Source organism: Nocardia sp. NPDC001965 (assembly GCF_053594175.1).
Map to the genome: position 1 here is coordinate 105,742 of NZ_JBSFDZ010000015.1, position 22,388 is coordinate 128,129.

Consider the following 22,388-nt stretch of genomic DNA (forward strand, 5'->3'; position numbering starts at 1 on the left):
GCGGCGATGTCGAATCCGATTCCCGTACAGGTGGATCCCGAAGCCCTGCGCAAGCACGCCACCTCGATCGGTCAGATCGCCGCGCGCCTCGGTACCGCGCTGGAAGCGGCGAATTACATCAGCGCGGCCGACGACGGCTTCGGGGCGATCCCCAAGCCCATCGTCGACTGGCTGCTCAGCGATAACCACACCGCCACCGTGCAGGCGATCAGCGATCTCACCGGCACAGTGAACGCTGTACCCGAGAAGCTCACCGCCGACGCGGATTCGTTCGAGGGCGCCGACGGCGCGATCTCGAAGGCGCTGGAGGGACTGCAGACGACCGTCGACGGCGCCACCGGGGGGCTGTGATGGCAAATCAAGTGGGCGATTGGCTCAACGAGTCGCTGCCGGGGTTCGGCGACGAAGCCGCCCCCGAGGGCAATCCGTTGATCGCCGAGGGCACGAACTTCCGCGAGCAGTACTTCCAGGAGACGCTGTTCACCTTCTCCAATATCGGCCTCGACGGCGAAGACGGGCCGTGGGGGGCGTTGGAGGGCACAGTCGCGTTCGACGCGTGGAAAGTTGTATCCGATTTACGGAAAGAGGACTATCTCAGCGCTGCTTTCGGTGCGGTCGACGTCGGACTCACAGCGTGGGGGGCATGGGCCGACCCGTTCGGATTCGCCGGCGGCCAGATCGCGGGATGGATGCTGGAGCATTGCGAGTACCTGCGGCGCAGTTTCGACGCGCTGGCAGGCAACCCGGATATGGTCGAGGCCTACGCGGCGACGTGGACCGAGATCGCGGGAGAGCTGACAGCAATCGGCGCGGACTGGAAGAAAGCCGTCGACCAGGACATCGCCGCGTGGTCCGGTGAAACTGCCACCGCCTACCGCAATTACGCCGCGACCGCCATCGACCGGATCGAAGCGGCCGGTGCCGCGGCCGCCGGACTCGCCACCATGATGGAGAAAGCCCAGAAAATCGTCGACGCGGTACGCACCATGGTCCAGGACATCCTGGTGGCGTTGGTCGGCGCGCTGATCGGATGGACCATCGAACTGGCTCTGTCGCTGGGTACTTCGGCGCCGATTGTGGCATTCGCAGCGGCCAACCGGATCACTGTGGAATCGGTCCGGGTCTCGGTACTGCTCACCAAACTCGGATTGGCGCTCAAGGATATGACGCCGATCCGGCATGCCCTGGCCGCGATCCTCAACGAGATCACCGGTTCCGAAGAAGCCCCCGCACCTGCCTGACGACAACGGTCCACACCGCACGCCGGCCGGTCCGCGAGATCGGCGGGCGCCCCGGCAGGCCATCCCTTCCCCGCTGAGCGAACGCAGGATCACCATGCAACCACATCCACAACAAGTGCCGCGGGCTGTCCCGCAGCCTCCCCCCGTCCGCCCGGTGACTCCCGGGCAGCCCTATCGCGGCACGATGCTCCCGCCCGATTTCATCCTGCCCTACGATGCGACTCCGGATTCGCCCGTGCCGCTGTACACCCCCGTACCCGGGCCTACCGGGATAGTTGTGGAAGCGCGGTATTTCGCCTGGACGGTGCCGCCGCATTGCTACCGGTGGCTCGCCGGACCACGCATTGTGGTGAACGGCCACCGGATCGCGGATGCCGCATGGGGGACGACGCATATCCCCGTTCCCCCGGGCGTCCACCATGTGCGGGTCGGAACCGTCGCGCACTGGATCGTCGGGTTCAAAATCCTGCTCGCCACCGTCCCCGCCGGCAAGTTCGGCTTCGCGGACGCGATGATCCCGGTGGTGTCCGGGCACAGCACGACCGTCCACTATCAGTCGCCGCTGAACAATGTGCCCGCGGGCGCGCTGGGCCCCGAACCGCGGGAAACGTTCCCGGGTTGGCGCTACTACCGCGTGGTGGCGGCGGTGGTCGGTGCACTGACGTTGGTCCTCGGTGGGTTGTGCTTGTACTACGCACTTTTCGAATGACCGGCGCAGCGCCGGCGATCAGCCGACCAGATCCCGGACGACCCCGTCGGCCAGCAACCGCCCGCGTGCGGTCAGGACCAGCCGATCATCGTCGACCCTGACCAGACCGTCCGCGGCCATACGGCGCGCGGCGGCGTTACCCGCCGTATCCAGATCGGCGAGCGGCAGACCGGTGCGCAGCCGCAGGGCGAGCATGACGCGCTCGAGGTAGCGGTCGGCGTCGGTCAGGTCTTCCCAATCCGCCGCGGGTAGGCCGCCACCGGCGACGCGGTCGGCATAGCGCGCGGGATGCTTCACATTCCACCAGCGCACACCACCGAGATGACTGTGCGCACCCGGCCCGGCGCCGAGCCAGTCGCCACCGTCCCAGTAACCGAGGTTGTGCCGGCATCGTGCGGCGTCACCGGCCGCCCAGTTGGACACTTCGTACCAGCTGAGCCCGGCGGCTTCGAGCCGTGCGTCGATCCGCTCGTACCGGGCGGCGAGGACGTCGTCGTCGGGGGCGGGGAGTTCGCCGCGGCGCACCCGGCGGGCCAGCGCGGTCCCGTCCTCGACGATGAGCGAATAGGCCGAGACATGGTCGACCCCGGCCTCGAGTACCGCGTCCAGGCTCGCGTCCAGATCGCTGTCGCGTTCACCCGGGGTTCCGTAGATCAGATCGAGGTTCACGTGGTCGAATCCGGCTGCCCGGGCCTCCCGGGCGGCGGCGACCGGACGGCCCGGGGTATGGGTGCGGTCCAGGACGGCCAGGACGTGCGGGGCGGCCGACTGCATTCCGAGCGAGATACGGGTGAAACCGGCCGCGCGGATCCGCTCGAAGAACTGTGGCGAGGTCGACTCCGGATTCGATTCCGTGGTGACCTCGGCGTCCGGCGCGAGGTCGAACTCCGCGCGGATCGCGTCGAGCACGCCCGCGAGACCGTCGCCGCCGAGCAGCGAGGGGGTGCCGCCACCCACGAAGACCGTCGTCACCGGCGGTGTCGCCGACGGCAGCGCCGCGAACTCCCGGGCCGCGGTCGCCAGCTCCACGCGCAGCGCCTCCGCCCACGATTGTGTCGAGGCCGAACTGCCGAGTTCACCGGCGGTGTAGGTGTTGAAGTCGCAGTAACCACAGCGGGTCGCGCAGAACGGTACATGGACGTAGATACCGAAGGGCCCGCCGCCGAAATCGCGCAGCACCGGAGCGGAGACGTCGGTGTGCGGCGTGGTGGTGGCGGCGGGACTCACCCCTCCAGTGTGACCGTGGGCGGATCAGCCCTCGACGATCGGGGTGTTCTGGTTCGCGGTGAGCACCCAGCGACCGTCCTCCTCGGTCATGACATACATCGGCGTTCCCTCGCCGGTGAGCGCGCCCGTGGTGTCGAAGTAGCGCTGCCGCACCTTCACCGCGGCCACATCGGGTCGCAGGAACAGAATGTGTTCGACCTCATAGGTCGCGTGCCCGTGAGCGCTCGCCCCGGGCAGCACCTGTGCGGTGAACTCGGCGATGGCACTCCTTCCGTACAGCCGCTTTCCGTGGCCGGTGGTCCAGACGGCGTCATCGCGGAAGAGAGCGGCGAATGCGTCGATGTCCTCGTCGGCCTGGGCGCGGGCCACTGCGGCGACCACGGCGTGGACAGCGGTGGTGGCGGCATCGGTGTCGGCCGGGCGGTGACCGGATTGCGTGGTTTCGATCGTCATGAGGCAGAGCTTGCAACCTCGACCGAACTTCAGGTCAACCCCGGGGTTCACCGCCGGCGCCGCCGATCGCGCGTCCGGATACCCCCGCCGGTGGAAATATGACAGCCGTCACAAATAGACCCGGTGAACCTGGGAATTTCCCGCTTGTTCGCGGGAAATACTGGTAGGGCGGTCAGAACGCGAGCATCGGCATGGCACAATGGGTCGCATGCGCGCATCCGGAGTACGACTTGTGGCACGTCGCCACGTCGACTACAAGCGCGTCTGCAGCGCCTGTTGTCTGCCCGGTTCCGCCCGGTAGCTCAGCTGCGCCCTTCCCGGATTCCCGGCATTTCCGATTCGAGGATTTCGGCCCGCTGACACCGCGGGCGCGAGTCAGCCCCTCGCGCCCTCAGCACGGACGTAAGCCCAACCCAGCAGGAGCGACTTCATGACGTCGAGCACCGACGCCACCACCCCCGCGAAGGCCGAGGCCCCCGCCGCCCGGCCCACGCGCGCCCGCACCGGCAAACCGGTCCGCCGTCGCGCCGAGGGCCAATGGGCGCTCGGCTACCGCGAACCGCTGAACCCGAACGAACAGTCCAAGAAGGACGACAACCCGCTCAACGTCCGGTCGCGGATCGAGAACATCTATTCCAAGAACGGCTTCGACAGTATCGACAAGGGCGATCTGCGTGGCCGTTTCCGCTGGTGGGGTCTGTACACCCAGCGCGAGCAGGGGTACGACGGCTCCTGGACCGGTGACGAGAACATCGATCTGCTCGAAGCGAAGTACTTCATGATGCGGATCCGGTGCGACGGCGGCGCCCTGAACGTCGCGCAGTTGCGCACACTGGGTGGCATCTCCACCGAATTCGCCCGCGATACCGCCGACCTCTCCGACCGCGAGAACGTCCAGTACCACTGGATCGAGATCGAGAACGTTCCCGAGATCTGGCGGCGGATCGAATCGGTCGGCCTGCAGACCACCGAGGCCTGCGGCGACTGCCCGCGCGTGGTGCTCGGTTCCCCACTGGCCGGCGAATCGCTCGACGAGATCCTCGACCCCACGCCCGCGATCGACGAGATCGTGCGTCGCTATATCGGCAAGAAGGAGTACTCCAACCTGCCGCGCAAGTTCAAGACCGCGATCTCGGGCCAGCAGGATGTAGTGCACGAGATCAACGATGTCGCGTTCATCGGCGTCGAGCATCCCGAACACGGACCCGGCCTGGACCTGTGGGTGGGCGGTGGACTGTCCACCAACCCGATGCTGGCCCAGCGGGTCGGCGCGTGGGTGCCGCTGGACGAGGTGCCCGAGGTCTGGGAGGCGGTGGTGAGCCTCTTCCGGGACTACGGCTACCGCCGCCTGCGCACCAAGGCGCGGCTGAAGTTCCTGATCAAGGACTGGGGTATCGAGAAGTTCCGCGAGGTCCTCGAGGAAAAGTATCTGAAGCGCAAGCTGATCGACGGCCCGGCGCCCGAGCAGCCGAGCCGCCCGATCGACCACGTGGGGGTGCAGAAGCTGCGCAACGGCCTGAACGCCGTCGGCTTCTCCCCCATCGCCGGCCGCGTCTCGGGCAGCATCCTGACGAAGGTTTCCGACGCGGTCGAGCGGGCCGGCTCGGACCGGATCCGGTTCACGCCCTATCAGAAACTGATCGTGCTCGATATCGCCGACGACAAGGTCGAGCAACTCATCGCCGAACTGGAGCCCCTGGGCCTGCACGCGCGCCCCTCGGTCTGGCGACGCAATCTGCTGGCCTGCAGCGGGATCGAATTCTGCAAACTGTCCTTCGTCGAGACCCGCAAACGCTCCCAGGTGCTGGCCCCGGAGCTGGAACAGCGGCTGGCCGATATAAACGCCGAGCTCGACGTACCGATCACCATCAATATCAACGGCTGCCCCAACTCCTGCGGCCGGTCGCAGATCGCCGATATCGGGTTCAAGGGCCAGCTCGTCGACGACGGCGACGGGAATCAGGTCGAGGGCTTCCAGGTTCATCTGGGTGGCAGCCTCGGCCTCGACAGCGCCTTCGGACGCAAACTGCGTCAGCACAAAGTGACCAGCGCCGAACTCGGTGACTACATCGAGCGCGTGGTCCGCAATTTCGTCAAACACCGCGAAGGCGGGGAACGGTTCGCACAGTGGGCCGTTCGCGCCGAGGAAGCCGATCTGCGATGAAACCCGCGAGCGTGGTGACGGGAGAACCCACTGTGACAACCGAGCAGAAACAGTTGCCGGCCAAACTGAGCACCGAGGAACTGAAGGCCCTGGCCGAACGCGGCGCCGCCGAACTCGGCCCGCACGCCTCGGCCGCCGAGCTGCTGCGCTGGACCGACGAGAACTTCGGCACCGGCTATATCGTCGCGTCGAATATGCAGGACGGGGTGCTGGTCCAGCTGGCCGCCGAGGTCCGGCCCGGCGTCGACGTGCTGTTCCTCGATACCGGCTACCACTTCGCCGAGACGATCGGCACCCGCGACGCCGTGGAAGCGGTGTACGGGGTGAATGTGGTGAACGCCCGCCCGGAGCAGACGGTGGATCAACAGGACGCGCTGCTGGGCAAGGATCTGTTCGCCCGGGACGCGAACGAATGCTGCCGCCTGCGCAAGGTCGTGCCGCTGCGCAATTCGCTGTCGCCCTACAACGCGTGGGTCACCGGTATCCGCCGCGTGGAGGCACCCACCCGCGCCAACGCGCCGCTCATCTCCTTCGACGAAGGCTTCGGGCTGGTGAAGATCAATCCGATCGCACCCTGGTCCGACGACGAGATGCAGGACTACATCGAGAAGCATTCGATTCTCGTCAATCCCCTGGTGGAGGAAGGGTATCCGTCCATCGGCTGCGCTCCGTGCACACGGAAGCCGGAGCCGGGTTCCGATCCGCGAAGCGGCCGCTGGGCCGGTCTCGCCAAGACCGAATGTGGGTTGCACACCGCATGACCGAGTCAGGGCCCGGAGGCGGCAGCTTGCGTAACCACGTAGGGCCCCTCGGGCATGCAGAAAAGGACACAGCATGACCGATGTATTCACCACCGAACGCTCCATCGGGCTCTCGGATTTCGATACCCTGGCCGCACTGGAATCGGAAGCCATCCATATCTTCCGCGAGGTCGCGGGCGAATTCGAACGCCCGGTGATCCTGTTCTCCGGCGGTAAGGACTCCACTGTCCTGCTGCACCTGGCACTCAAGGCCTTCTGGCCGGCACCGCTGCCGTTCGCACTGCTGCACGTGGACACCGGGCACAACCTGCCCGAGGTGCTCGAGTTCCGTGATCACGTGGTCGAGAAGTACGGTCTGCGGCTGCACGTGGCGAGCGTCGAGGACTACCTCGCCGACGGCCGCCTCACCGAACGCCCGGACGGTATCCGCAATCCGCTGCAGACCGTGCCACTGCTGGACGCCATCACCGACAACCGCTTCGACGCGGTCTTCGGTGGCGGCCGCCGCGACGAGGAACGCTCCCGCGCCAAGGAGCGGATCTTCTCGCTGCGCAACGCCTTCGGCCAGTGGGATCCGAAGCGGCAGCGACCCGAACTGTGGAACCTGTACAACGGCCGGCACGCTCCGGGCGAGCACGTCCGGGTGTTCCCGCTGTCCAACTGGACCGAGCTCGATATCTGGCGCTATATCGCGCGGGAGAACGTGGAACTGGCCACCATCTACTACGCACACCAGCGTCCGGTGTACCAGCGCGACGGCATGTGGATGACTCCCGGCAGCTGGGGTGGCCCGAACGACGGTGAGGTCCTCGAGACCCGTTCGGTGCGCTACCGCACCGTCGGCGACGGCTCCACCACCGGCGCCATCCTGTCCGACGCCGCCGACAACGCGGCCATCCTGGCCGAGGTCGCCGCTTCCCGGCTGACCGAACGCGGCGCGACCCGTGGTGACGACCGGGTCTCCGAAGCCGCCATGGAAGACCGCAAACGAGAGGGTTACTTCTGATATGTCCGACCTACTGAGGCTGGCCACCGCCGGTTCTGTCGACGACGGCAAGTCCACCCTGGTCGGACGTCTGCTCTACGACACCAAATCCGTGCTCGCCGACCAGATCGACGCGGTGACCCGGGCGTCGGTGGACAAGGGCCTGTCCACCCCCGACCTGTCGCTGCTGGTGGACGGTCTGCGAGCCGAACGGGAGCAGGGCATCACCATCGATGTCGCCTACCGCTACTTCGCGACCCCGCAGCGGTCGTTCGTCCTGGCCGACACCCCTGGACATGTGCAGTACACCCGCAACACCGTCTCCGGCGCTTCCACCGCCCAACTGGTGATCCTGCTGGTGGACGCGCGCAAGGGGGTTATCGAGCAGACGCGCCGCCATGCCGCGGTGCTGGCACTGCTGGGCGTGCCGAAGCTGGTGCTGGCAGTCAACAAGATCGACCTCATCGGCGGGGACGAGCCCAGCGAGCAGGCGCAGCAGGCCGCGGCCGCCAAGGTCTTCGCCGAGATCTCGGCGGAGTTCTCGCATCTCACCCGGACCCTCGGCTGGTCGGACGAGGACGTACTGGAGATTCCGGTCTCGGCACTGAACGGCGACAATATCGCCACCCGCTCCGACCGGACCCCGTATTACAGCGGCCCGTCCCTGATCGAGCATCTGGAATCGGTACCCGTGGATGCGGACAATTCCGGTGACCATGCGGTGGGCCTGCGCTTCCCGGTGCAGTACGTGATCCGGCCGCGGACACCGGAGCACCCGGACTACCGCGGATACGCGGGTCAGATCGCGGCGGGGTCGGTAGCACCCGGCGACGAGGTGGTGGTACTGCCCTCCGGTATCCGCACCACCGTCGAACGGATCGACACTCCCGACGGTGAACTGGCCGTCGCCCAGGCCGGTCGCAGTGTCACGCTGATACTGGCCGACGAGGTCGATATCTCGCGTGGTGACACCCTCGCTTCCCCGGCCGACGCACCGGAACCGGTGGACACCTTCGACGCCACCGTCTGCTGGCTCGGCGACAAACCGCTGCGTCCCGGCGCCCGGCTGCTGCTCAAGCACGGCACCCGCACCACCCAGGCGATCGTCGGCGCGCTCACCGAGCGTTTCGACGAACAGCGCCTGGCCGCCGAACCGGACCCGGAGACGCTGTCGCTCAACGATATCGGCCGGATCTCGGTGCGGGTCGCCGAACCGATCGCGGCCGACGATTACCGGACCAACCGGCACACCGGCAGTTTCCTGCTCATCGACCCGGCGGGTGGTAACACACTCGCGGCGGGCCTGGTCGGCGATGTGCTCACGGCGGTCGAGGTCGGAACCGAGGCCTGATGCCGGACAGTCCCACGCTGGTGGCGGTGGCACACGGCAGCCGGGACCCCCGGTCCGCCGCCACCGTCGCCGCACTCCTGGCGCAGGTTCGGGCCGCACGTCCCGGGACACCGGCGCGCCTGGCCTTCCTGGATCTGAATGCGCCCGCGGTCGGACAGGTACTGGACTCGATCGCCGCCGCCGGGGAGACCCACGCGGTGGTCGTCCCACTCCTGCTGGGCAGCGCGTTCCATGCCCGGGTGGACCTGCCCGCGCTGCTGGCGAGCGCGACCACCCGTCATCCCCGGCTGGAGCTCACCCAGGCCCAGGTGCTGGGCGCGGACCCACGCCTGCTCGGACTCCTCCACGCGCGCGTCCACGCGGAATGCGCGGCGCGCGGTTGGGATACCGAGCCCGAACGGCTCGGTATCGCACTGGCCGCGGTCGGATCGTCATCGGCCGCCGCGAACCGCAAGACGGCCGGGCTGGCCGGTGAATTCGCCGCCCGCACCGGTATTCGCACCGAAATATGCTTCGCCACCGCGGAACCCACTCTCGCGCGGGCATCGGCCCGGTTGCGGGCCCGCGGCGCCGACCGGCTCCTGCTCGCACCCTGGTTCCTCGCCCCCGGCCGGCTCATCGACCGGCTCCGCGGTCAGCAACCGCTGCTCCCGCATGCCGGAGTTCTCGGCCCGGACCCGGCCCTCGCCGAGATCGTCTGGGACCGCTACGACAACGCGCTCACCCGCGCCCTGCCGCTGTCGGCCTGATAACTTCTGTTCCCGCCCGGAGACCCGGGCACCCGATGCGCGGTCCGGAGATCAGAACCAGCGTTCCAGCACGGTGGCCACCCCGTCGGCCTCGACATCATCGGTGACCTCGTCGGCCAGACCGTGCAATTCCACCGGTGCGTTCGCCATTGCCACCGAATGTCCGGCCCAGGCGAACATCTCACGATCGTTGAATCCGTCGCCGATGGCCAGGGTGGCGGTCCGCGGAATGTCGAGCAGGCCGCGCAGGTGTTCCAGTGCCCAGCCCTTGGAGACTCCGTGCCGGGAAATGGTGAGCCAGGGCCCGAATTCGCCGTACACCCAGCTGATCTCCGGCAATGCCAGGCCCTCCAGCAACCGGTGCATCTCGTCCGGGGCGCCCTGGGGCCACCAGCAGTTCAGGCGCGGTGTGGGTTCGCTGCCCAGGGTGTGATCGTCGACGACGACGTATTCGCCGCCGGCGTAGTACTCCCCCGGACTCATACCGGTGGCCCAGAAGCCCTGACCGACCCGTTCGGCTGTGAAGATCATGTCCGGGAAGAGTTGTCGCAATGCGGTGACGGCGGGCGCGGGATCGAAATGGTGCACCGCCACCGGGACGGTCTGCTGGATATCGATGTGCACCGCGCCGTTGGAGCAGATGGCATGGCCCTGCACCAGACCGAGCTGGTCGAGGACAGGCCGGGTGGAGATCACGGTGCGGCCGGTGCTCACCACGACATGGACACCGGCGCCGACAGCCGCACGCACCGCGGCGGTCACCCGGGCGCTCACCCGAGCGCCGGTTCGCAGCAGTGTTCCGTCCACATCGAGCGCGATCAGCCGCGGTGGGCCCCCGTCAGTGTCCACCCGATCGATTGTGCCGCGCCCGGCCACCTGCTCGCACGCGGTTTTCCGGAACCGGCCACCCGGCCGGGCCTGCGCACGACCGCTCAGTGGTGCGATCCGCCCCGGGCGGCCCCGCCACGCGAGTTCCCGCCGCGTGACGATCCGCCGTCACCACCGGAGGATTTCGAGCCCCCGGATTTCGAGCCACCAGCTGTCGAGCCACCGTCGTGTGAATCTCCGGAGGAAACCGAGCCGCCGGACGGACCGGAATCCGAATCGCGACCGAACCCGCCGGGCCCCGTACGACCACCGAAACCGTTCGAACCGCCGAAACCGTTCGAACCACCGGCGCCGTCGGACCCGCCCGTGGAGTCGGCGGCTCCGGAATGTCCGGATGCGGGACCGCCCGAGCTGTCATCGGTTCCGGAATCTGCGCCGCCGGACCCCGCGGCGGGCCCGGAAGCGGACCCACCGCTCTCGCCACCGCCGCCGGCAGCGCCGGAACCGTCGCCGCCGGACGGACCGCCGGGGTCGCCACCGTCATCCGAATCGGCCCGGCCCGGCGGCGACCATCCGCCCGGCAGCCCGCCGGACCAGCCCCCGCCCGCCGAGTCTTCGCCGTGGTCCGGCGTCGAGCCCGGGATCCCGATATCGGGCGCACCGGGAGCGTCGGGCACACCCGGGATATCGGGCACACCGGGAGACCCGTTGCCCGGCACGCCGCCGCCGGACGGACCGCCGGTGCCCCCACCGGGCCCGGTGCCGCCCGGTGAATCGCCGGGACCGGGGTGGCCGGCCCCCTCGTCTCCGGGCAGGGGCTGCGCCGGGTCCGGGACCGTGCGCGGCGGAAGCAGCACGCCGGGACTCCCGAACGGCGAACCGCCGAATCGGGCGGGATCATCGTGATGCGGAGCGGATTCCGGGTGGTCGTCCTGCGGGGCGTGGTGTGTTCCGGCGCCGGAGCCACCCGCCCCGCCCGGCGCCACTCGGACCGGCCCGGGCGCGGAACCGGGCATGGGCGGGCCGTAGGGCCGGGTGGACGCGGCGGGGGCGATCTGCGCCGTCGGCCCCAGGGGCGCATAGGACACCGTCCATCCGGTACCCGACCGCTCCACCTTCGCCTCGCCGTGGATCTCGAAGAGCACCGGCCCCGGATCCTGCACCGGAATCCGGTCCTGGTCCGGCTGTTCGGTATCGGCCGGCCCGCTGCCCAGGATGGTCGCCGCGGACATGGCGACCGCCGAGAAGAGTGCGGCGCCCGAGAATATCGGTGGATGCTTCACCCGGCCGGGATCGGCCGGCGCCACGCTCTCCGCGGCCATCGCGGCGGCACCGAGCGCGATGCACTGCCCGGAATCTGCGGCCACGGTCACCGGCAGGCCGAGTTCGGCGAGGGTCTCGGCCACCTGTGGGGGTCGTGCGGCACCACCTACCACCAGCACCCGATCGATATCGGAGAGCACCACTCCGGCCGAACGTACTGCTGCCCGCACCACTTCCAGAGAATCGCGCACATGCTCGCGGCGCAGCCCCTCCGGGTCGACGAAGGACATGAGCGATACGGCGCCGGTGGCCGGCTCGGCCGGCCCGATGGCCCGGTCGCCGGCGCAGCGAGCGATCATCGCGCCCAGCGGCCGGGCGCCGAACTCGTAGGAGCGGACCGGACGCCCGACCACCGGATGGTGCGGCCAGTCCGGTCCGGTCCGGACCACCGCGACATCGAGACTGTTGCCGCCCAGGTCGTAGACCAGGACGAAACCCGAGTCCAGCGGTCCGTGTTCGGTATCGAGCCAGTGCGCGGCGGCCACCGGCTCCGGCACCAGCTGGACATGCCCCACGCCGGCGAGATCCAGGCTCTGCCGGAGTAGGTCGAGGTGTTTACGGCTGTACCCGGCGGGATGGGTCACCACCACCGCGGCGGCCGGTTCGGCGGTGACCAGGCCCTGTACCACCGAGGCGAAGATCGTGGCCGGTGCCCAGATCCGTCCGTCCACGTACACCGCTTCCGGATTCCGCCCAAGATCGGCGAATTCGCTGACGGCCGTGGAGAAGCGGGTGATCCCGCCGAGTCGCGCGGTGCCGCCGCTGTCGAATCCGACGGCTGTCCGCCGTGTCCGGGTCACCGGCCGCGTGTCGGGTGTCCCGACACGTGCGGAGACCACGTTCACCGTGCCGATACTGATACCCAGCCCAGAAGTCAATTTGCTATCCCGTCAACGCACCGAGACCACGTCCTTCCGAAAGAGCCATGGGCGCGGTCGTTTCCAAACAGCGTCCACAGATTAGCTGCAAAGCCGTCGACAGATCGAACAATCGGCAATGAAAAGTGCTGTTACGGAACAACTCCCCGTTCACTCCGATGAAAACAGACCGGAAGTTCATAATTGCTCATCACAGGTAAAGCATCATGAGCAGCGATTATTCAACCATTCACACAGGACGACTACGTGTCCTCGGCCCTGTCCGCACGTAAAGCCGGATGACATCTTTTCTCGGGAACGGCCGTGACTGCCTGCCGGTAACGGATCGATAGCTACTATCGAAGGATTCGACGACACAGCGCAGCGCGTGTCATTGCCGCATCGGGCCCGGAATGATGAAAACTGCCCGATAGCCGTGTGATTCACCGACTACGCGGCGCTGCCGGTCGCCATCCCGACCGCGACTCCATCGAATTCCGGCGCACGCAGGGTGGGTTCCCGGGCGGCGGACTGTGCTGTTCGTACCGCTACGGTTCTCGGCGGTCGCTGTGGTCGGCCGCCCACAGAGGCGTCACCGAGAGGACCGGCATGGTCGGGAAGCCGTACCAGCTCACAGAATTACTGCAGAAGTTGCAGGTCATCACCCGGAGCGCCGCACATGCGATCGGGGCCCGGATCCGTACAGTCGGCGAGATCGCGCATACGGCGAGCGGAAGACTTCCCGGGGTGGGCCGCGATGCCGTCTCGGTTCCGGACGTGGAACCCGGCGGCCGCCGCGACCTCGCCCAGATCACCCGGCAGCCGCGACGAGGGCCCACGGCGCAGGAGCTGAAGGCGCGATCCTACGAGTTGTTCGATGAACTGGCTGCGCGCTTACACGAGAAGTGACGTACCGAGCGGCTCAGCGAGAAGGGTCGAGCCGATCTACCACCGAAGACGGTGATCCACGACCTCGAATGGATCAGCGAACACGACATCGATCAGGTGTACCTCGTCCGAACCGCCTATCGTGACCTGCCTTTCGACTTCCGCAGGGATAACTACGAATCAGCGAAGGTGGCGATCGATCTGGTGCTCGACGAATACCTCGCCGGGCGTGACCCGGGCACCACGGAGTTCCTCGAAGGCGCGAGCGAACGTGTTCATATCGCCTGGCTGGACCGGAACCACGAGCGGGCGCCCGCCGACCAGCGATTGCCCTATACCCTCCTCACCGAAGCGGAGAAGGAAAAGGATCGAGTCGTCGTACGCGCGGCGCTGGAACTGGTGAACGAGCGGCTCGCCGGCGAATGATCCCGACTGCGGGCACCCCGACGGGCACGCACCGACGTGTCCCGTAGACGGCCGCTCGCACACCGGATCGCAGTCCACACCGACGGAGCACGATGTCGGCGCGGTCATCCGGCGGTGGTGAAGAACAACCCTGTCCCGTAGGCGTCGCGCGCGGAGACGAAGAACCCGTTCCCGGTGGAGCGGGTCTCGACAGACCCGCTCTCGACCGCTCGGCGGGCCCGCCCGAGATCGTCGACGACGATCGTCATCGCGGCCGGATACGAGCCCCCGGGTACAGGTTCCCCGGGCAGCACACGCTCGGCGTCGGATGCGCGGACGATCACGAGCCGCGCGCCCCCCGATTCCAGCACGGCCCCGGGTCCTTCGCGACCGGGTTCGGCGCCGAGCAGCAGGGCATAACGGTCCAGGATCGCCTCGAAGTCGGAGTCGGCGGCCACCATCAGCACCGAGCCCAGTCCCCGGGCACCGTTGGCGTGCTCGAGATAGCGGGGCTGGTGCACATACTGCCGGGTGAGATGCTGGGCGATACCGACGAAACCCTCCGGTGTCGATCGCGGATCGAGATGCACCGCGCGGGCACGCACGGTCCGGGTACCGTCTTCGGTGTCCACCTCCCGTTCCAGGTCCAGTACCCCGGATCCGAGGGGCAGCGATCCGTTCAGGCGCTCGTACGCGGCCGCCGCGTCGTCGGTTTCGAAATTGATCAGCCGGAAGCCCTCCCCCATCCGCGCGGTGTGCCAGGGGTCCGGGGCCGAATCGTCCACGATGCCCAGTAGCTCGATATAGGAGTCGCCGAACAAGATGCACTGGTTGGCCGTGCAGCCGTATACCGGCGGCTCGCCGGGCCGCTCGCTGAGCAGATGCCTGGATCGCGGACTCGAGGTGAAACCGAACGATTCGAAGCGCCGGGTCAGGCCGTCGAGGTCGCGAGTGACGAGCCCGGTGTGGTGGATACCGTGAACAGTACTGGTCATGAAGCGATACTGCGGTGCCGTCCGCATCCGGTCACCCGGCTGCGCACATCACGCCGGATTCCGGCACGCATCTATCCTGTTGTGGTGGATCCGGTCATGCTCGACGTGGTAGACCAGCGTCTCCTGCACGCTCTCCAGGTCGATGCGCGCGCGCCGTTCAGCAGGATCGCCGCCGTCCTGGATATCTCGGACCGCACCGTGGCCCGACGGTTCGGGCGCCTCCGGGCCACCGGAGCGCTCCGTGTCAGCGCGGTGCCACATCGTCATCTCGCCGCGGAAGCGCGCTGGCTCGTACGCCTGCGGGTCCGGCCGGCCGGGGCCGCCGGGGTCGCCCGGGCCCTGGCCGCGCGGCAGGACACCGCCTGGGTGACCGAGCTGTCCGCCGGAACCGAGATCGTCTGTGTCTTCTGTGTTCCCGGTACCGGTACGCCGCCGCTGGCGGCCCTCTCCCGGCACCCCGATATCGTCGAGGTCACCGCTGCGCGGCTGTTACGTCAGCTGATGGCCAACCGCTGGCGCGGGCGCACTTCCGCGCTCACCGACCAGCAGCTCGCCGGGATCCCGGCGAGCGATCCGGCCACTCCGGTGCCGATCCGGCTCACCGATCTGGACCACCGGCTGTTCCACGCCCTCGCCGCCGACGGCCGGGCAGCCTGCGCGGACCTGGCGCGGCAGGTGGACTGGTCGGAATCCGCGGTACGTCGGCGCCTGACCGAACTGCGTGCCGCCGGAGCGCTGCGTTTCGATATCGAGGTGGAGCCCGCGGCATTCGGCTTCTCCGTACAGTGCGCGCTGTGGCTCTCGGTGCACCCCACCCGATCGGCGTCGGTCGCGGCGAACCTGGCCGCGGATCCCGGTACGGCCTATCTCGGCGCGACCACCGGTAGCCACAACCTGTTCGCCGTGACGATAAGTCGCGACGCCGAGTCGCTGTACACCTATCTCACCGAGCGGATCGCGGCACTGCCCGGTATCGAACGGGTCGAAACGGCGCAGGTCACTTCGTACGCCAAACGTTTCGCCTCAGCCCCGGCTCATCGGCCGGGCTGACCCACGGGCACCCGGGACGGATCGGGTCAGCGTTCCTGCCGGTCGTACCGACGCTGGGCGGCCACCACTTCGGCTGTGTGCCGACGGATCCAGTCCAGGAGCTGCTGTAACGATTCGGTGAGCCCCCGGCCGAGTGCGGTGATCTCGTAACGCACCCGTGGCGGCGTGCTGGGCTCCACCACGCGCTCGACCAGACCGTCGCGTACCAGTGTGCGCAGCGTCTGCGACAACATCTTCTCGCTGATCCCGCCGATCACCCCGTGCAGCTCGGAGAACCGTAAGGAGCGGGCACTCAGTGCGGTCAGGATCAGCACACCCCAGCGGCCGGTGATGTGGTCGAGTACTTCACGGGCGGGGCAGTCACTGTTGAATGCGTCACTCGTGAGTGGCCAGGTGACCCCGTCCAACTGCTTGCCTACCGCCATACCCGGAGCTTACCTCGAGGTATGTACTTACTCTTGGTAAGCCCCAGATCTAAGCTGCTGCCATGGTCACAGTTGTTTTCGGAGCCAGAGGTAATGTCGGCCGCCACGTCGCGGCGGGACTCGTCGACAGAGGCGAACAGGTCCGGGCGGCGAGCAGGGAGCCCGGCGCGGGCGGCTTCCCGCCGGGGACACAGATCGTGACAGCCGATCTGGAGCGCCCCGAAACCCTGCCCGCCGCGCTCGACGGCGCCGAACGCGTATTCCTCTACGCCGTCCCGGCGGGCGTCGCCGGTTTCGTGGCGGCGGCCCGCGACGCCGGCGTGCAGCAGGTGGTCCTCCTGTCCTCCGGCGCGATCACGCAGAGCAACGCCGCGGACAACCCGATCGCGCGAATGCACGCCGACGTCGAGTCCGCCCTGGAGAACTCCGGCGTCGGTTCGACGTTCATCCGCCCCGGCATGTTCGCGACCAACTCCCTGTGGTGGTGGCAGAAGTCCATCCGCAATGAGGGCGTCGTCCGGATGCCGTATCCCGAAGCGCAGACGGCACCGGTACACGAGCAAGACCTGGCGGCACTGGCGGTCACCGCCCTGACCGAGCCGGGGCATCAGGGCCGGGCCTATCCCGTGTGGGGCCCCGCGGCATCGACACTGCGGCAACAGGTCGCCGATATCGCGACAGCGACCGGCCGGGAGATCTCTGTCGAGGAGATATCCGTCGAACAGGCGCGGGCCGACCTCGGCACCACCATGCCCGCCATCGGAGTGGAGGCGGTCCTGGCCGGATGGCGGGCGGGAACCGTGGCACCGCCCGAAGTGTCGACGATCGTCGAGCAGATCACCGGCCGGCCGGGTCGCGCGTTCGCGCAATGGGCGCAGGACCATGCGGCCGACTTCCGCTGACATCGTCGCGGCGGAGCCCCGGCGCGCGGCCGGTCTACCGGGTCCGCCGGGGCCGCCGTCCGGCACGGGTCACAGCGGAAGGCGATCAGGCCCGGCTGAAGAAACCTCGCCCGGATTTCGCGGGCCGCAGCACCGCCCCCGCGGCCCGCGCCTGCGGGCGACGAGTACGCAACAGCCGGTCGAAAGCGTCCGCGCTTCCGGCGGGCGCGGGCAGGCGGCCGGCATTGAAATCGTCGGCCAATTGCCGCACGGTCTCCTGAGCGCAGGATTTGTTGGTGCCGATGAAACCGGTGGGCCCACGCTTGATCCAGCCCGTGACATACGTGGCCGGGAACACCGCGCCGTCCGTACCGTCGAGAACCCGGCCGGCCTGGTTCGGGATGACTCCGCGCTGCTCGTCGAAGGGCAGGCCGGGCGTCGGCACACCCCGGTAACCGACCGAGGTGAGTACCAGACCGGTCTCGAGCAGGTCGAGATCGCCGGTGGCCACCGCGCCGACGCGACCGTCGGCCCCGGTCACCGGTTCGGTGCGGTCGACCTCGATACCGGTGACGGTATCCGGGCCGAGGATCCGGCCGGGAGCGCTCCGGTAACGGAAGACGATCCGCCGCCGCTGCCCGATCGGCCGTTCGGCCACCCCGCGTAGCAGCTTCAGTTTCTGTTCGACCTGATAGGGCCGGTCCGCGGCGGCCGGCGGGATATCACCGTCGACGACGATATCCACATCGGTCCCGAGCAGCCCGACGAATTCGGGAACCGTGAACGCCGATTCGGCGGGGCCGCGCCGACCCAGCACCACGACCTCGCGGACGGCGCTGCGGCGCAGCGCGTCGAGGGCGACCGGTGAGATATCGGTACCCGCCAGTTCTTCCGGATCGGTCGTCAGGATGCGGGCGACATCGAGCGCGACATTGCCGTTGCCGACGATCACGACCCGGTGCTGCGACAGATCGAATTCGTGATGCTGGTGATCGGGATGCCCGTTGTACCAGGCCACGAAATCGGTCGCCGACACATTTCCGGCCAGACCCTCACCCGGGATACCCAGTTTGCGGTCGGTGGACGCGCCGACCGCGTAGACCACGGCGTGGTGGTAGGCGAGCAGTTCCTCGTGCGAAATATGTTTGCCCACTTCCACATCGAAGTAGGAGCCGAAACCGGGCTGCCGCGACATCACATCGAACAGCTCCGCGACCTGCCGGGTCTTCGTGTGGTCCGGTGCGACGCCGTAGCGGGCCAGGCCGTAGGGAGCGGGCAACCGGTCGAAAACCGTGACCCGCACATCGGGCCGGGTGAGCAGTTCGTCGGCCGCGTACATCGCGGACGGCCCGGAACCGACCACCGCGACCCGCAGCGGTCCACGCTCGGTGGTGTCGATCGCCGGTGCCGGAACCGGCGGCGCCAGCAGCGGACGCGGCCGTGACTGCCGGTAGAAATCGGCGTTGATCTCGATGAACGGCTGCTGCTCCGCAGTGAGTTTCTTCGAGGACGTGATGGCGTCCACCGGACAGGCCGAGGCACAGGCCCCGCAGTCCACGCACGCGGCCGGATCGACATAGAGCATGTCCGCGGTCCGGAAATCCGGTTCGTCCGGGGTGGGGTGGATGCAATTGACCGGGCAGGCGTACACGCAGGACGCGTCGCTACAGCACGACTGGGTGACGACGTAGGGCATGGAGGTACTACCGCCGCTCAGGCCGCTTTGCCGGAGACCGCGCGCAACGGCTCGGACCGGTACCGGGTGGTGTGCCCGTCGATACCGAGCGCCTTCCAGACCCGCCTGGCGACCGGATTCATGAGGCCGATCTCCTTCGCGAGAGCGCGAACGTCACCGAAGTAGTCGCTGAAGGTCTGCTTGGCGTCGTCGGAGCCGAAGAAGAGCTCCTTGCGCACGCTGTCCGGGATATCGAACTCGTCGAAGAACGCCTTGGGCGGGGTCACGATGGCGCGGCCCAGGATCCACATGACGATCGGCATGGCCAGCGACAGCACGAACTTGTTACGAGCCGAGGATTCCGGGACGTGCTTCTTCAGGAATTCGTGGGCGAAGGAGATGTGGCGAGCTTCCTCGGCCACGTGGATGGCCATCACGCCGCGCATGATGGGGTGCACTTCCTCACCGGACCGCAACACTTCCTTCTGGATGTGATCGATCGGTTCCTCGCCGCCGAGCACCGCCATGAAGAACAGGTTCGGGAAGGCGACCGCGACCGGTACCGCGATATGCCGGATCTGACGTACCAGTGGGCCCATCCCCGGAACGTCGACGCCGATCCGGTTGACCATCTCCTGGAACATCAGGGTGTGGTTGTGCTCCTCGATCATCTCGTGAGAGCAATAGCGGAACTCCGGGTCACCGTTGGGCAGGCCGAAGATGTGCTGCATCATGCCGCTGATCAGGATGGCTTCGAACTGCAGACCCACCTTGGCGACATTGGCCTGGCGGTACTTGCCCAGCGCGATCTTCTGCTCGTGCGACAGCGCCTCGTACCAGGGGTGGCGACCGACCGTATCCCCGGATTTCGGCAGAATCCACCGCTCCGGCCGGGTATCGGCGGCGAAGTCGGGATGATCCCAGTCGATATCGGTGAACGGATCGAAATTCCGGTTGACGGAGCCCTCCGACAGCAGCAACAGCTTCTCCGCGTATTCCTGAGCCTGCGCGACCAGTTGGTCGTCGGAGACCGTGGTGGCTGAAGACGTCATCGTCACTGCCTCTCGTCGATGAATCGGGCTTAACTGTTTCCCATAGTTACAGCTACGCGCGGGTACGTCAACAGGACTACCCGGCACGGCCGGGTCACACCACGGACGTGGCGAGCATCACCGCAGTTCGCGAGGTCGCAGAGCGTTCTCTGCGGGCTTGCTTGGGAAGGTGCTGTGTTTTTGGCGCGCTGGCGCGCGCGGGGTCGAGGCCCCCTTGGTCTCGCCGTTCAGGCCTCGAAGCGCATGCGCCGAAGGCGCGAGTCTCGAGGCCTGAACGGCGAGACTTCGGGGGCCTCAACCCCGCGCGCGCCAGCGCGCCAAAAACACAGCACCTCCACAAGCAGGTCTACATCCCCACCTTCACGCGCGAACTCACCTCCCCACCTCCACGCGCGAACCCACCTCCCACCTGACGCGCGAACTCACCTCACCTCCACGAGGCAAGCCCACCTCCCCACAAGGCTCACCTCCCCACAAGGCTCACTTCCCCACAAGCTCACTTCCCCACTCCACCATGAGCAACCTCACCGCCCCGACCCCACAAGCAGCAACCCACCTCCCACCTGACGAGAAGGCTCACCGCCCCACCTCCACAAACAGTCCGTCTTCCACGAGCCCCCTCCCCACGGACAGAGCGCATCCAGCTTCGGGAGCGCGCCTGACATGCGATGGAAACGCTCGAATACCAGCTCGCGCGCGCGTGAACCCATGACCGACAGCTCGCCGCGCGCTCGTCGTCGCCCGCCCGAACCACCACGCCCTACACCCGATTGTTGCTGCCCCAACCCGCCGTATCGATTTATATTCCGGCACGACCGCGAAATTCTGGCAATTATCCGGCCCAGCGAAATTATTCGCCGTCCACAGTTTCGGGGCGGTATTCGTCGGGGGGTGGGTTTTCGCCCGGCAATACGATGCGAATGAGAGCTCCGCCGCGTTCGGAGGTGTCGATCGCTATCGTGCCGCCGTGTTTGGTCACGACCTGTTTCACAATTGCCAGGCCCAGTCCGGATCCGGGCATGGAACGGGAGGCGGTGGTGCGATAGAAACGCTCGAATACCAGCTCGCGTTCGCCCGGTGGAATACCCGGCCCGGCGTCGTCGACCGATAATTCCAGGAGTCCGCGACCGGTTTCGGCCATCACCACCCGGACCTGTTCGCCGGGCGGATTCCATTTCGCCGCATTGTCGAGGACATTGAGAATCGCGCGTTCCAATGCGGCTTCGTGGCCGTAGACGAACCACGGCCGTAGTTCGGCGGCGAAGCCGACCGCACCGCGGCGGCGTACCCGTTCGAGTGCGCGTTCGGTCACCTCGCCGAGGTCCACGCGCTCGTACACCGTTTCGGGGGCATCCTCCCGGGCCAGGTCCACCAGGTCCCCGACCAGGTTGGAGAGTTCCTCGATCTGCGCGACCACGTCCGATCGCAGTTCGGCCATATCCTCTTCGGGGATGGCCGGAGCTTCGGGGCGACTGGATGCGATGAGTAATTCCATATTCGTGCGCAACGAGGTGAGCGGGGTGCGCAGTTCGTGCCCGGCGTCGGCGACCAGCCGCCGCTGCCGGTCCCGGGATTCGGTCAGGGCTCGCAGCATCGTATTGAAACTTTCGGTGAGCCGGGCGAGTTCGTCGTCACCGGTCACCGGAATGGGAGTCAGATCGTCGGTGCGGGCGATCCGTTCGGTGGCCGCGGTGAGCCGGGCGATCGGGCGCAGACCGGTCCGGCCGACCGTTGTCCCGGCACCGGCGGCGAGGACCACGCCGCAGGCACCGACCGCGAACAGCAGCCAGGCCAGCCGGTCGAGCACTTCGCGGGTCGGCTCCAGCCGCTGCGAGATGATCAGGGTGACGCCGGAGTCCATCCGCTCGGCCAGTACCCGCTGATTGTTGTAGGTGCGCAGCGATGAGTCGCGCGTGCCCTGCGCCACCGCGATCTCCTCGGTCCCGATCGGCGGCGTGGTCGGCTGTGGCGGAATATAGGCGGGCAGACTCGACCGCTGGGTGGCTTCCGCATCCGCGGGCGGATAGATCAGCGCGACGCCGATATCGTTGGAGAACAGTGTCGCCACACCCAGCGACTGGAAGGCCATATTGTCGATATCGCCGCTGATCATGGTGGCGGCACGGGCCCGTAGTTGCGCGTCCACCTGCCCGTAGAGGGCTCGGGCCACCATGGCGTAGGCGGCGATCGAGGTGATCGCCACGAAGATCGCCACCAGTGAGGCGGCCAGCAGGGTGACCCGCCACCGCAGCGAGACGGTGCGGGTCAGTGGGGTCGGTGGGCGCATCGGCGCGGGCTCGTCCGGCCAGGGCCCGCCGAGCGGTGCGACCGAATGCTTCTCGGCCGCCGAACGGGAATTACGTGCCATG

General features: G+C 67.8%; 22 protein-coding genes. 13 read left to right on the forward strand and 9 right to left on the reverse strand.

Annotated features, from left to right (window positions below):
- Window positions 1-6 precede the first annotated feature (6 nt).
- The 3 genes from ACWCPQ_RS21470 (at window position 7) to ACWCPQ_RS21480 (ending at window position 1,950) form a co-directional block, all read left to right on the forward strand.
- Window positions 7-351: a type VII secretion target gene (locus tag ACWCPQ_RS21470; protein ID WP_449901497.1), complete on the forward strand. Its 345-nt coding sequence runs from the start codon at window positions 7-9 to the stop codon at window positions 349-351.
- Window positions 351-1,241 carry a WXG100 family type VII secretion target gene (locus ACWCPQ_RS21475; RefSeq protein ID WP_449901499.1) on the forward strand — a complete coding sequence of 297 codons (891 nt, stop codon included), beginning with the start codon at window positions 351-353 and terminating at the stop codon, window positions 1,239-1,241. Before ACWCPQ_RS21470 ends, ACWCPQ_RS21475 begins: the two co-directional genes overlap by 1 nt.
- A 154-nt stretch (window positions 1,242-1,395) precedes the next feature.
- Entirely contained in the window at window positions 1,396-1,950 is a 555-nt protein-coding gene (locus ACWCPQ_RS21480; protein ID WP_449901501.1) for a hypothetical protein, read from the forward strand.
- A gap of 18 nt (window positions 1,951-1,968) precedes the next feature.
- On the opposite strand, the gene hemW is transcribed toward ACWCPQ_RS21480, so the two are convergent.
- Together hemW and ACWCPQ_RS21490 are read right to left on the reverse strand one after the other, a co-directional pair.
- A complete protein-coding gene (gene hemW / locus ACWCPQ_RS21485) occupies window positions 1,969-3,177 on the reverse strand; it encodes a radical SAM family heme chaperone HemW (RefSeq protein ID WP_449901504.1) in 1,209 nt (402 codons plus the stop codon).
- A gap of 24 nt (window positions 3,178-3,201) precedes the next feature.
- Window positions 3,202-3,630, reverse strand: a complete 429-nt coding sequence (locus ACWCPQ_RS21490) for an SgcJ/EcaC family oxidoreductase (RefSeq protein WP_449901507.1) — start codon at window positions 3,628-3,630, stop codon at window positions 3,202-3,204.
- Window positions 3,631-3,838: 208 nt separating this feature from the next.
- Between ACWCPQ_RS21490 and ACWCPQ_RS21495 the strand changes: the two genes are divergently transcribed.
- The 6 genes from ACWCPQ_RS21495 (at window position 3,839) to ACWCPQ_RS21520 (ending at window position 9,640) form a co-directional block, all read left to right on the forward strand.
- Window positions 3,839-3,931 (forward strand): Ms4527A family Cys-rich leader peptide, encoded by a 93-nt coding sequence (locus ACWCPQ_RS21495; protein ID WP_357054283.1) that lies wholly within the window; start codon window positions 3,839-3,841, stop codon window positions 3,929-3,931.
- Window positions 3,932-4,060: 129 nt separating this feature from the next.
- Window positions 4,061-5,794: a nitrite/sulfite reductase gene (locus ACWCPQ_RS21500; RefSeq protein WP_449901510.1), complete on the forward strand. Its 1,734-nt coding sequence runs from the start codon at window positions 4,061-4,063 to the stop codon at window positions 5,792-5,794.
- Window positions 5,791-6,555 carry a phosphoadenylyl-sulfate reductase gene (locus ACWCPQ_RS21505; protein WP_449901513.1) on the forward strand — a complete coding sequence of 255 codons (765 nt, stop codon included), beginning with the start codon at window positions 5,791-5,793 and terminating at the stop codon, window positions 6,553-6,555. The genes ACWCPQ_RS21500 and ACWCPQ_RS21505 overlap by 4 nt, the downstream gene beginning before the upstream one ends.
- Before the next feature lie 73 nt (window positions 6,556-6,628).
- Window positions 6,629-7,561 (forward strand): sulfate adenylyltransferase subunit CysD, encoded by a 933-nt coding sequence (gene cysD, locus ACWCPQ_RS21510; RefSeq protein WP_449901515.1) that lies wholly within the window; start codon window positions 6,629-6,631, stop codon window positions 7,559-7,561.
- 1 nt (window position 7,562) lies between these two features.
- Window positions 7,563-8,891 carry a sulfate adenylyltransferase subunit 1 gene (locus ACWCPQ_RS21515; protein ID WP_449901517.1) on the forward strand — a complete coding sequence of 443 codons (1,329 nt, stop codon included), beginning with the start codon at window positions 7,563-7,565 and terminating at the stop codon, window positions 8,889-8,891.
- The gene (locus ACWCPQ_RS21520) at window positions 8,891-9,640 is read left to right on the forward strand and encodes a sirohydrochlorin chelatase (protein WP_449901519.1); all 750 of its coding nucleotides are present in this window, start codon (window positions 8,891-8,893) and stop codon (window positions 9,638-9,640) included. The genes ACWCPQ_RS21515 and ACWCPQ_RS21520 overlap by 1 nt, the downstream gene beginning before the upstream one ends.
- A 51-nt stretch (window positions 9,641-9,691) precedes the next feature.
- On the opposite strand, the gene ACWCPQ_RS21525 is transcribed toward ACWCPQ_RS21520, so the two are convergent.
- Both ACWCPQ_RS21525 and ACWCPQ_RS21530 read right to left on the reverse strand, forming a co-directional pair.
- Window positions 9,692-10,489: an HAD family hydrolase gene (locus ACWCPQ_RS21525; protein WP_449901520.1), complete on the reverse strand. Its 798-nt coding sequence runs from the start codon at window positions 10,487-10,489 to the stop codon at window positions 9,692-9,694.
- A gap of 83 nt (window positions 10,490-10,572) precedes the next feature.
- The gene (locus ACWCPQ_RS21530; RefSeq protein WP_449901521.1) at window positions 10,573-12,669 is read right to left on the reverse strand and encodes an Hsp70 family protein; all 2,097 of its coding nucleotides are present in this window, start codon (window positions 12,667-12,669) and stop codon (window positions 10,573-10,575) included.
- A gap of 588 nt (window positions 12,670-13,257) precedes the next feature.
- Between ACWCPQ_RS21530 and ACWCPQ_RS21535 the strand changes: the two genes are divergently transcribed.
- Both ACWCPQ_RS21535 and ACWCPQ_RS21540 read left to right on the forward strand, forming a co-directional pair.
- The gene (locus ACWCPQ_RS21535) at window positions 13,258-13,557 is read left to right on the forward strand and encodes a hypothetical protein (protein ID WP_449901523.1); all 300 of its coding nucleotides are present in this window, start codon (window positions 13,258-13,260) and stop codon (window positions 13,555-13,557) included.
- Window positions 13,558-13,608: 51 nt separating this feature from the next.
- Window positions 13,609-13,962, forward strand: a complete 354-nt coding sequence (locus ACWCPQ_RS21540) for a hypothetical protein (protein WP_449901524.1) — start codon at window positions 13,609-13,611, stop codon at window positions 13,960-13,962.
- 104 nt (window positions 13,963-14,066) lie between these two features.
- On the opposite strand, the gene ACWCPQ_RS21545 is transcribed toward ACWCPQ_RS21540, so the two are convergent.
- Window positions 14,067-14,936 carry a VOC family protein gene (locus ACWCPQ_RS21545; protein ID WP_449901527.1) on the reverse strand — a complete coding sequence of 290 codons (870 nt, stop codon included), beginning with the start codon at window positions 14,934-14,936 and terminating at the stop codon, window positions 14,067-14,069.
- Window positions 14,937-15,032: 96 nt separating this feature from the next.
- On the opposite strand from ACWCPQ_RS21545, the gene ACWCPQ_RS21550 reads away from it, so the two are divergent.
- A complete protein-coding gene (locus tag ACWCPQ_RS21550; RefSeq protein WP_449901530.1) occupies window positions 15,033-15,986 on the forward strand; it encodes an Lrp/AsnC family transcriptional regulator in 954 nt (317 codons plus the stop codon).
- 26 nt (window positions 15,987-16,012) lie between these two features.
- Here the strand turns inward: ACWCPQ_RS21550 and ACWCPQ_RS21555 are convergent, their stop codons facing one another.
- Window positions 16,013-16,411, reverse strand: a complete 399-nt coding sequence (locus ACWCPQ_RS21555; RefSeq protein WP_449901532.1) for a winged helix-turn-helix transcriptional regulator — start codon at window positions 16,409-16,411, stop codon at window positions 16,013-16,015.
- Between the two features lie 62 nt (window positions 16,412-16,473).
- Here ACWCPQ_RS21555 and ACWCPQ_RS21560 point away from each other — a divergent pair, with 62 nt between their 5' ends.
- Complete coding sequence (locus ACWCPQ_RS21560; protein WP_449901533.1) at window positions 16,474-17,313, forward strand: NAD(P)H-binding protein; 840 nt, start codon at window positions 16,474-16,476, stop codon at window positions 17,311-17,313.
- Window positions 17,314-17,398: 85 nt separating this feature from the next.
- Here ACWCPQ_RS21560 and ACWCPQ_RS21565 read toward each other — a convergent pair whose 3' ends face one another.
- The 3 genes from ACWCPQ_RS21565 to ACWCPQ_RS21575 all read right to left on the reverse strand — a co-directional run bounded on the left by ACWCPQ_RS21565 (window position 17,399) and on the right by ACWCPQ_RS21575 (window position 22,387).
- The gene (locus ACWCPQ_RS21565; protein ID WP_449901535.1) at window positions 17,399-18,988 is read right to left on the reverse strand and encodes an FAD-dependent oxidoreductase; all 1,590 of its coding nucleotides are present in this window, start codon (window positions 18,986-18,988) and stop codon (window positions 17,399-17,401) included.
- 17 nt (window positions 18,989-19,005) lie between these two features.
- The gene (locus tag ACWCPQ_RS21570) at window positions 19,006-20,019 is read right to left on the reverse strand and encodes an AurF N-oxygenase family protein (protein ID WP_449901538.1); all 1,014 of its coding nucleotides are present in this window, start codon (window positions 20,017-20,019) and stop codon (window positions 19,006-19,008) included.
- An 850-nt stretch (window positions 20,020-20,869) separates the two neighbouring features.
- On the reverse strand, window positions 20,870-22,387 hold the full coding sequence (locus ACWCPQ_RS21575) for an ATP-binding protein (RefSeq protein WP_449901540.1): 1,518 nt from the start codon (window positions 22,385-22,387) through the stop codon (window positions 20,870-20,872).
- Window position 22,388 lies beyond the last annotated feature (1 nt).

Bases quoted from the DNA above. Each gene is read 5' to 3' on its own strand.
- ACWCPQ_RS21570 (WP_449901538.1), bottom strand. From the start codon at position 20,019: ATGACGTCTTCAGCCACCACGGTCTCCGACGACCAACTGGTCGCGCAG.
- ACWCPQ_RS21505 (WP_449901513.1), top strand. From the start codon at position 5,791: ATGAAACCCGCGAGCGTGGTGACGGGAGAACCCACTGTGACAACCGAG.
- ACWCPQ_RS21555 (WP_449901532.1), bottom strand. From the start codon at position 16,411: ATGGCGGTAGGCAAGCAGTTGGACGGGGTCACCTGGCCACTCACGAGT.
- ACWCPQ_RS21475 (WP_449901499.1), top strand. From the start codon at position 351: ATGGCAAATCAAGTGGGCGATTGGCTCAACGAGTCGCTGCCGGGGTTC.
- ACWCPQ_RS21560 (WP_449901533.1), top strand. From the start codon at position 16,474: ATGGTCACAGTTGTTTTCGGAGCCAGAGGTAATGTCGGCCGCCACGTC.
- cysD (WP_449901515.1), top strand. From the start codon at position 6,629: ATGACCGATGTATTCACCACCGAACGCTCCATCGGGCTCTCGGATTTC.
- ACWCPQ_RS21495 (WP_357054283.1), top strand. From the start codon at position 3,839: ATGCGCGCATCCGGAGTACGACTTGTGGCACGTCGCCACGTCGACTAC.
- ACWCPQ_RS21550 (WP_449901530.1), top strand. From the start codon at position 15,033: ATGCTCGACGTGGTAGACCAGCGTCTCCTGCACGCTCTCCAGGTCGAT.
- ACWCPQ_RS21490 (WP_449901507.1), bottom strand. From the start codon at position 3,630: ATGACGATCGAAACCACGCAATCCGGTCACCGCCCGGCCGACACCGAT.
- ACWCPQ_RS21520 (WP_449901519.1), top strand. From the start codon at position 8,891: ATGCCGGACAGTCCCACGCTGGTGGCGGTGGCACACGGCAGCCGGGAC.
- ACWCPQ_RS21515 (WP_449901517.1), top strand. From the start codon at position 7,563: ATGTCCGACCTACTGAGGCTGGCCACCGCCGGTTCTGTCGACGACGGC.
- ACWCPQ_RS21535 (WP_449901523.1), top strand. From the start codon at position 13,258: ATGGTCGGGAAGCCGTACCAGCTCACAGAATTACTGCAGAAGTTGCAG.
- ACWCPQ_RS21545 (WP_449901527.1), bottom strand. From the start codon at position 14,936: ATGACCAGTACTGTTCACGGTATCCACCACACCGGGCTCGTCACTCGC.
- ACWCPQ_RS21500 (WP_449901510.1), top strand. From the start codon at position 4,061: ATGACGTCGAGCACCGACGCCACCACCCCCGCGAAGGCCGAGGCCCCC.
- ACWCPQ_RS21565 (WP_449901535.1), bottom strand. From the start codon at position 18,988: ATGCCCTACGTCGTCACCCAGTCGTGCTGTAGCGACGCGTCCTGCGTG.
- ACWCPQ_RS21470 (WP_449901497.1), top strand. From the start codon at position 7: ATGTCGAATCCGATTCCCGTACAGGTGGATCCCGAAGCCCTGCGCAAG.
- ACWCPQ_RS21575 (WP_449901540.1), bottom strand. From the start codon at position 22,387: ATGGCACGTAATTCCCGTTCGGCGGCCGAGAAGCATTCGGTCGCACCG.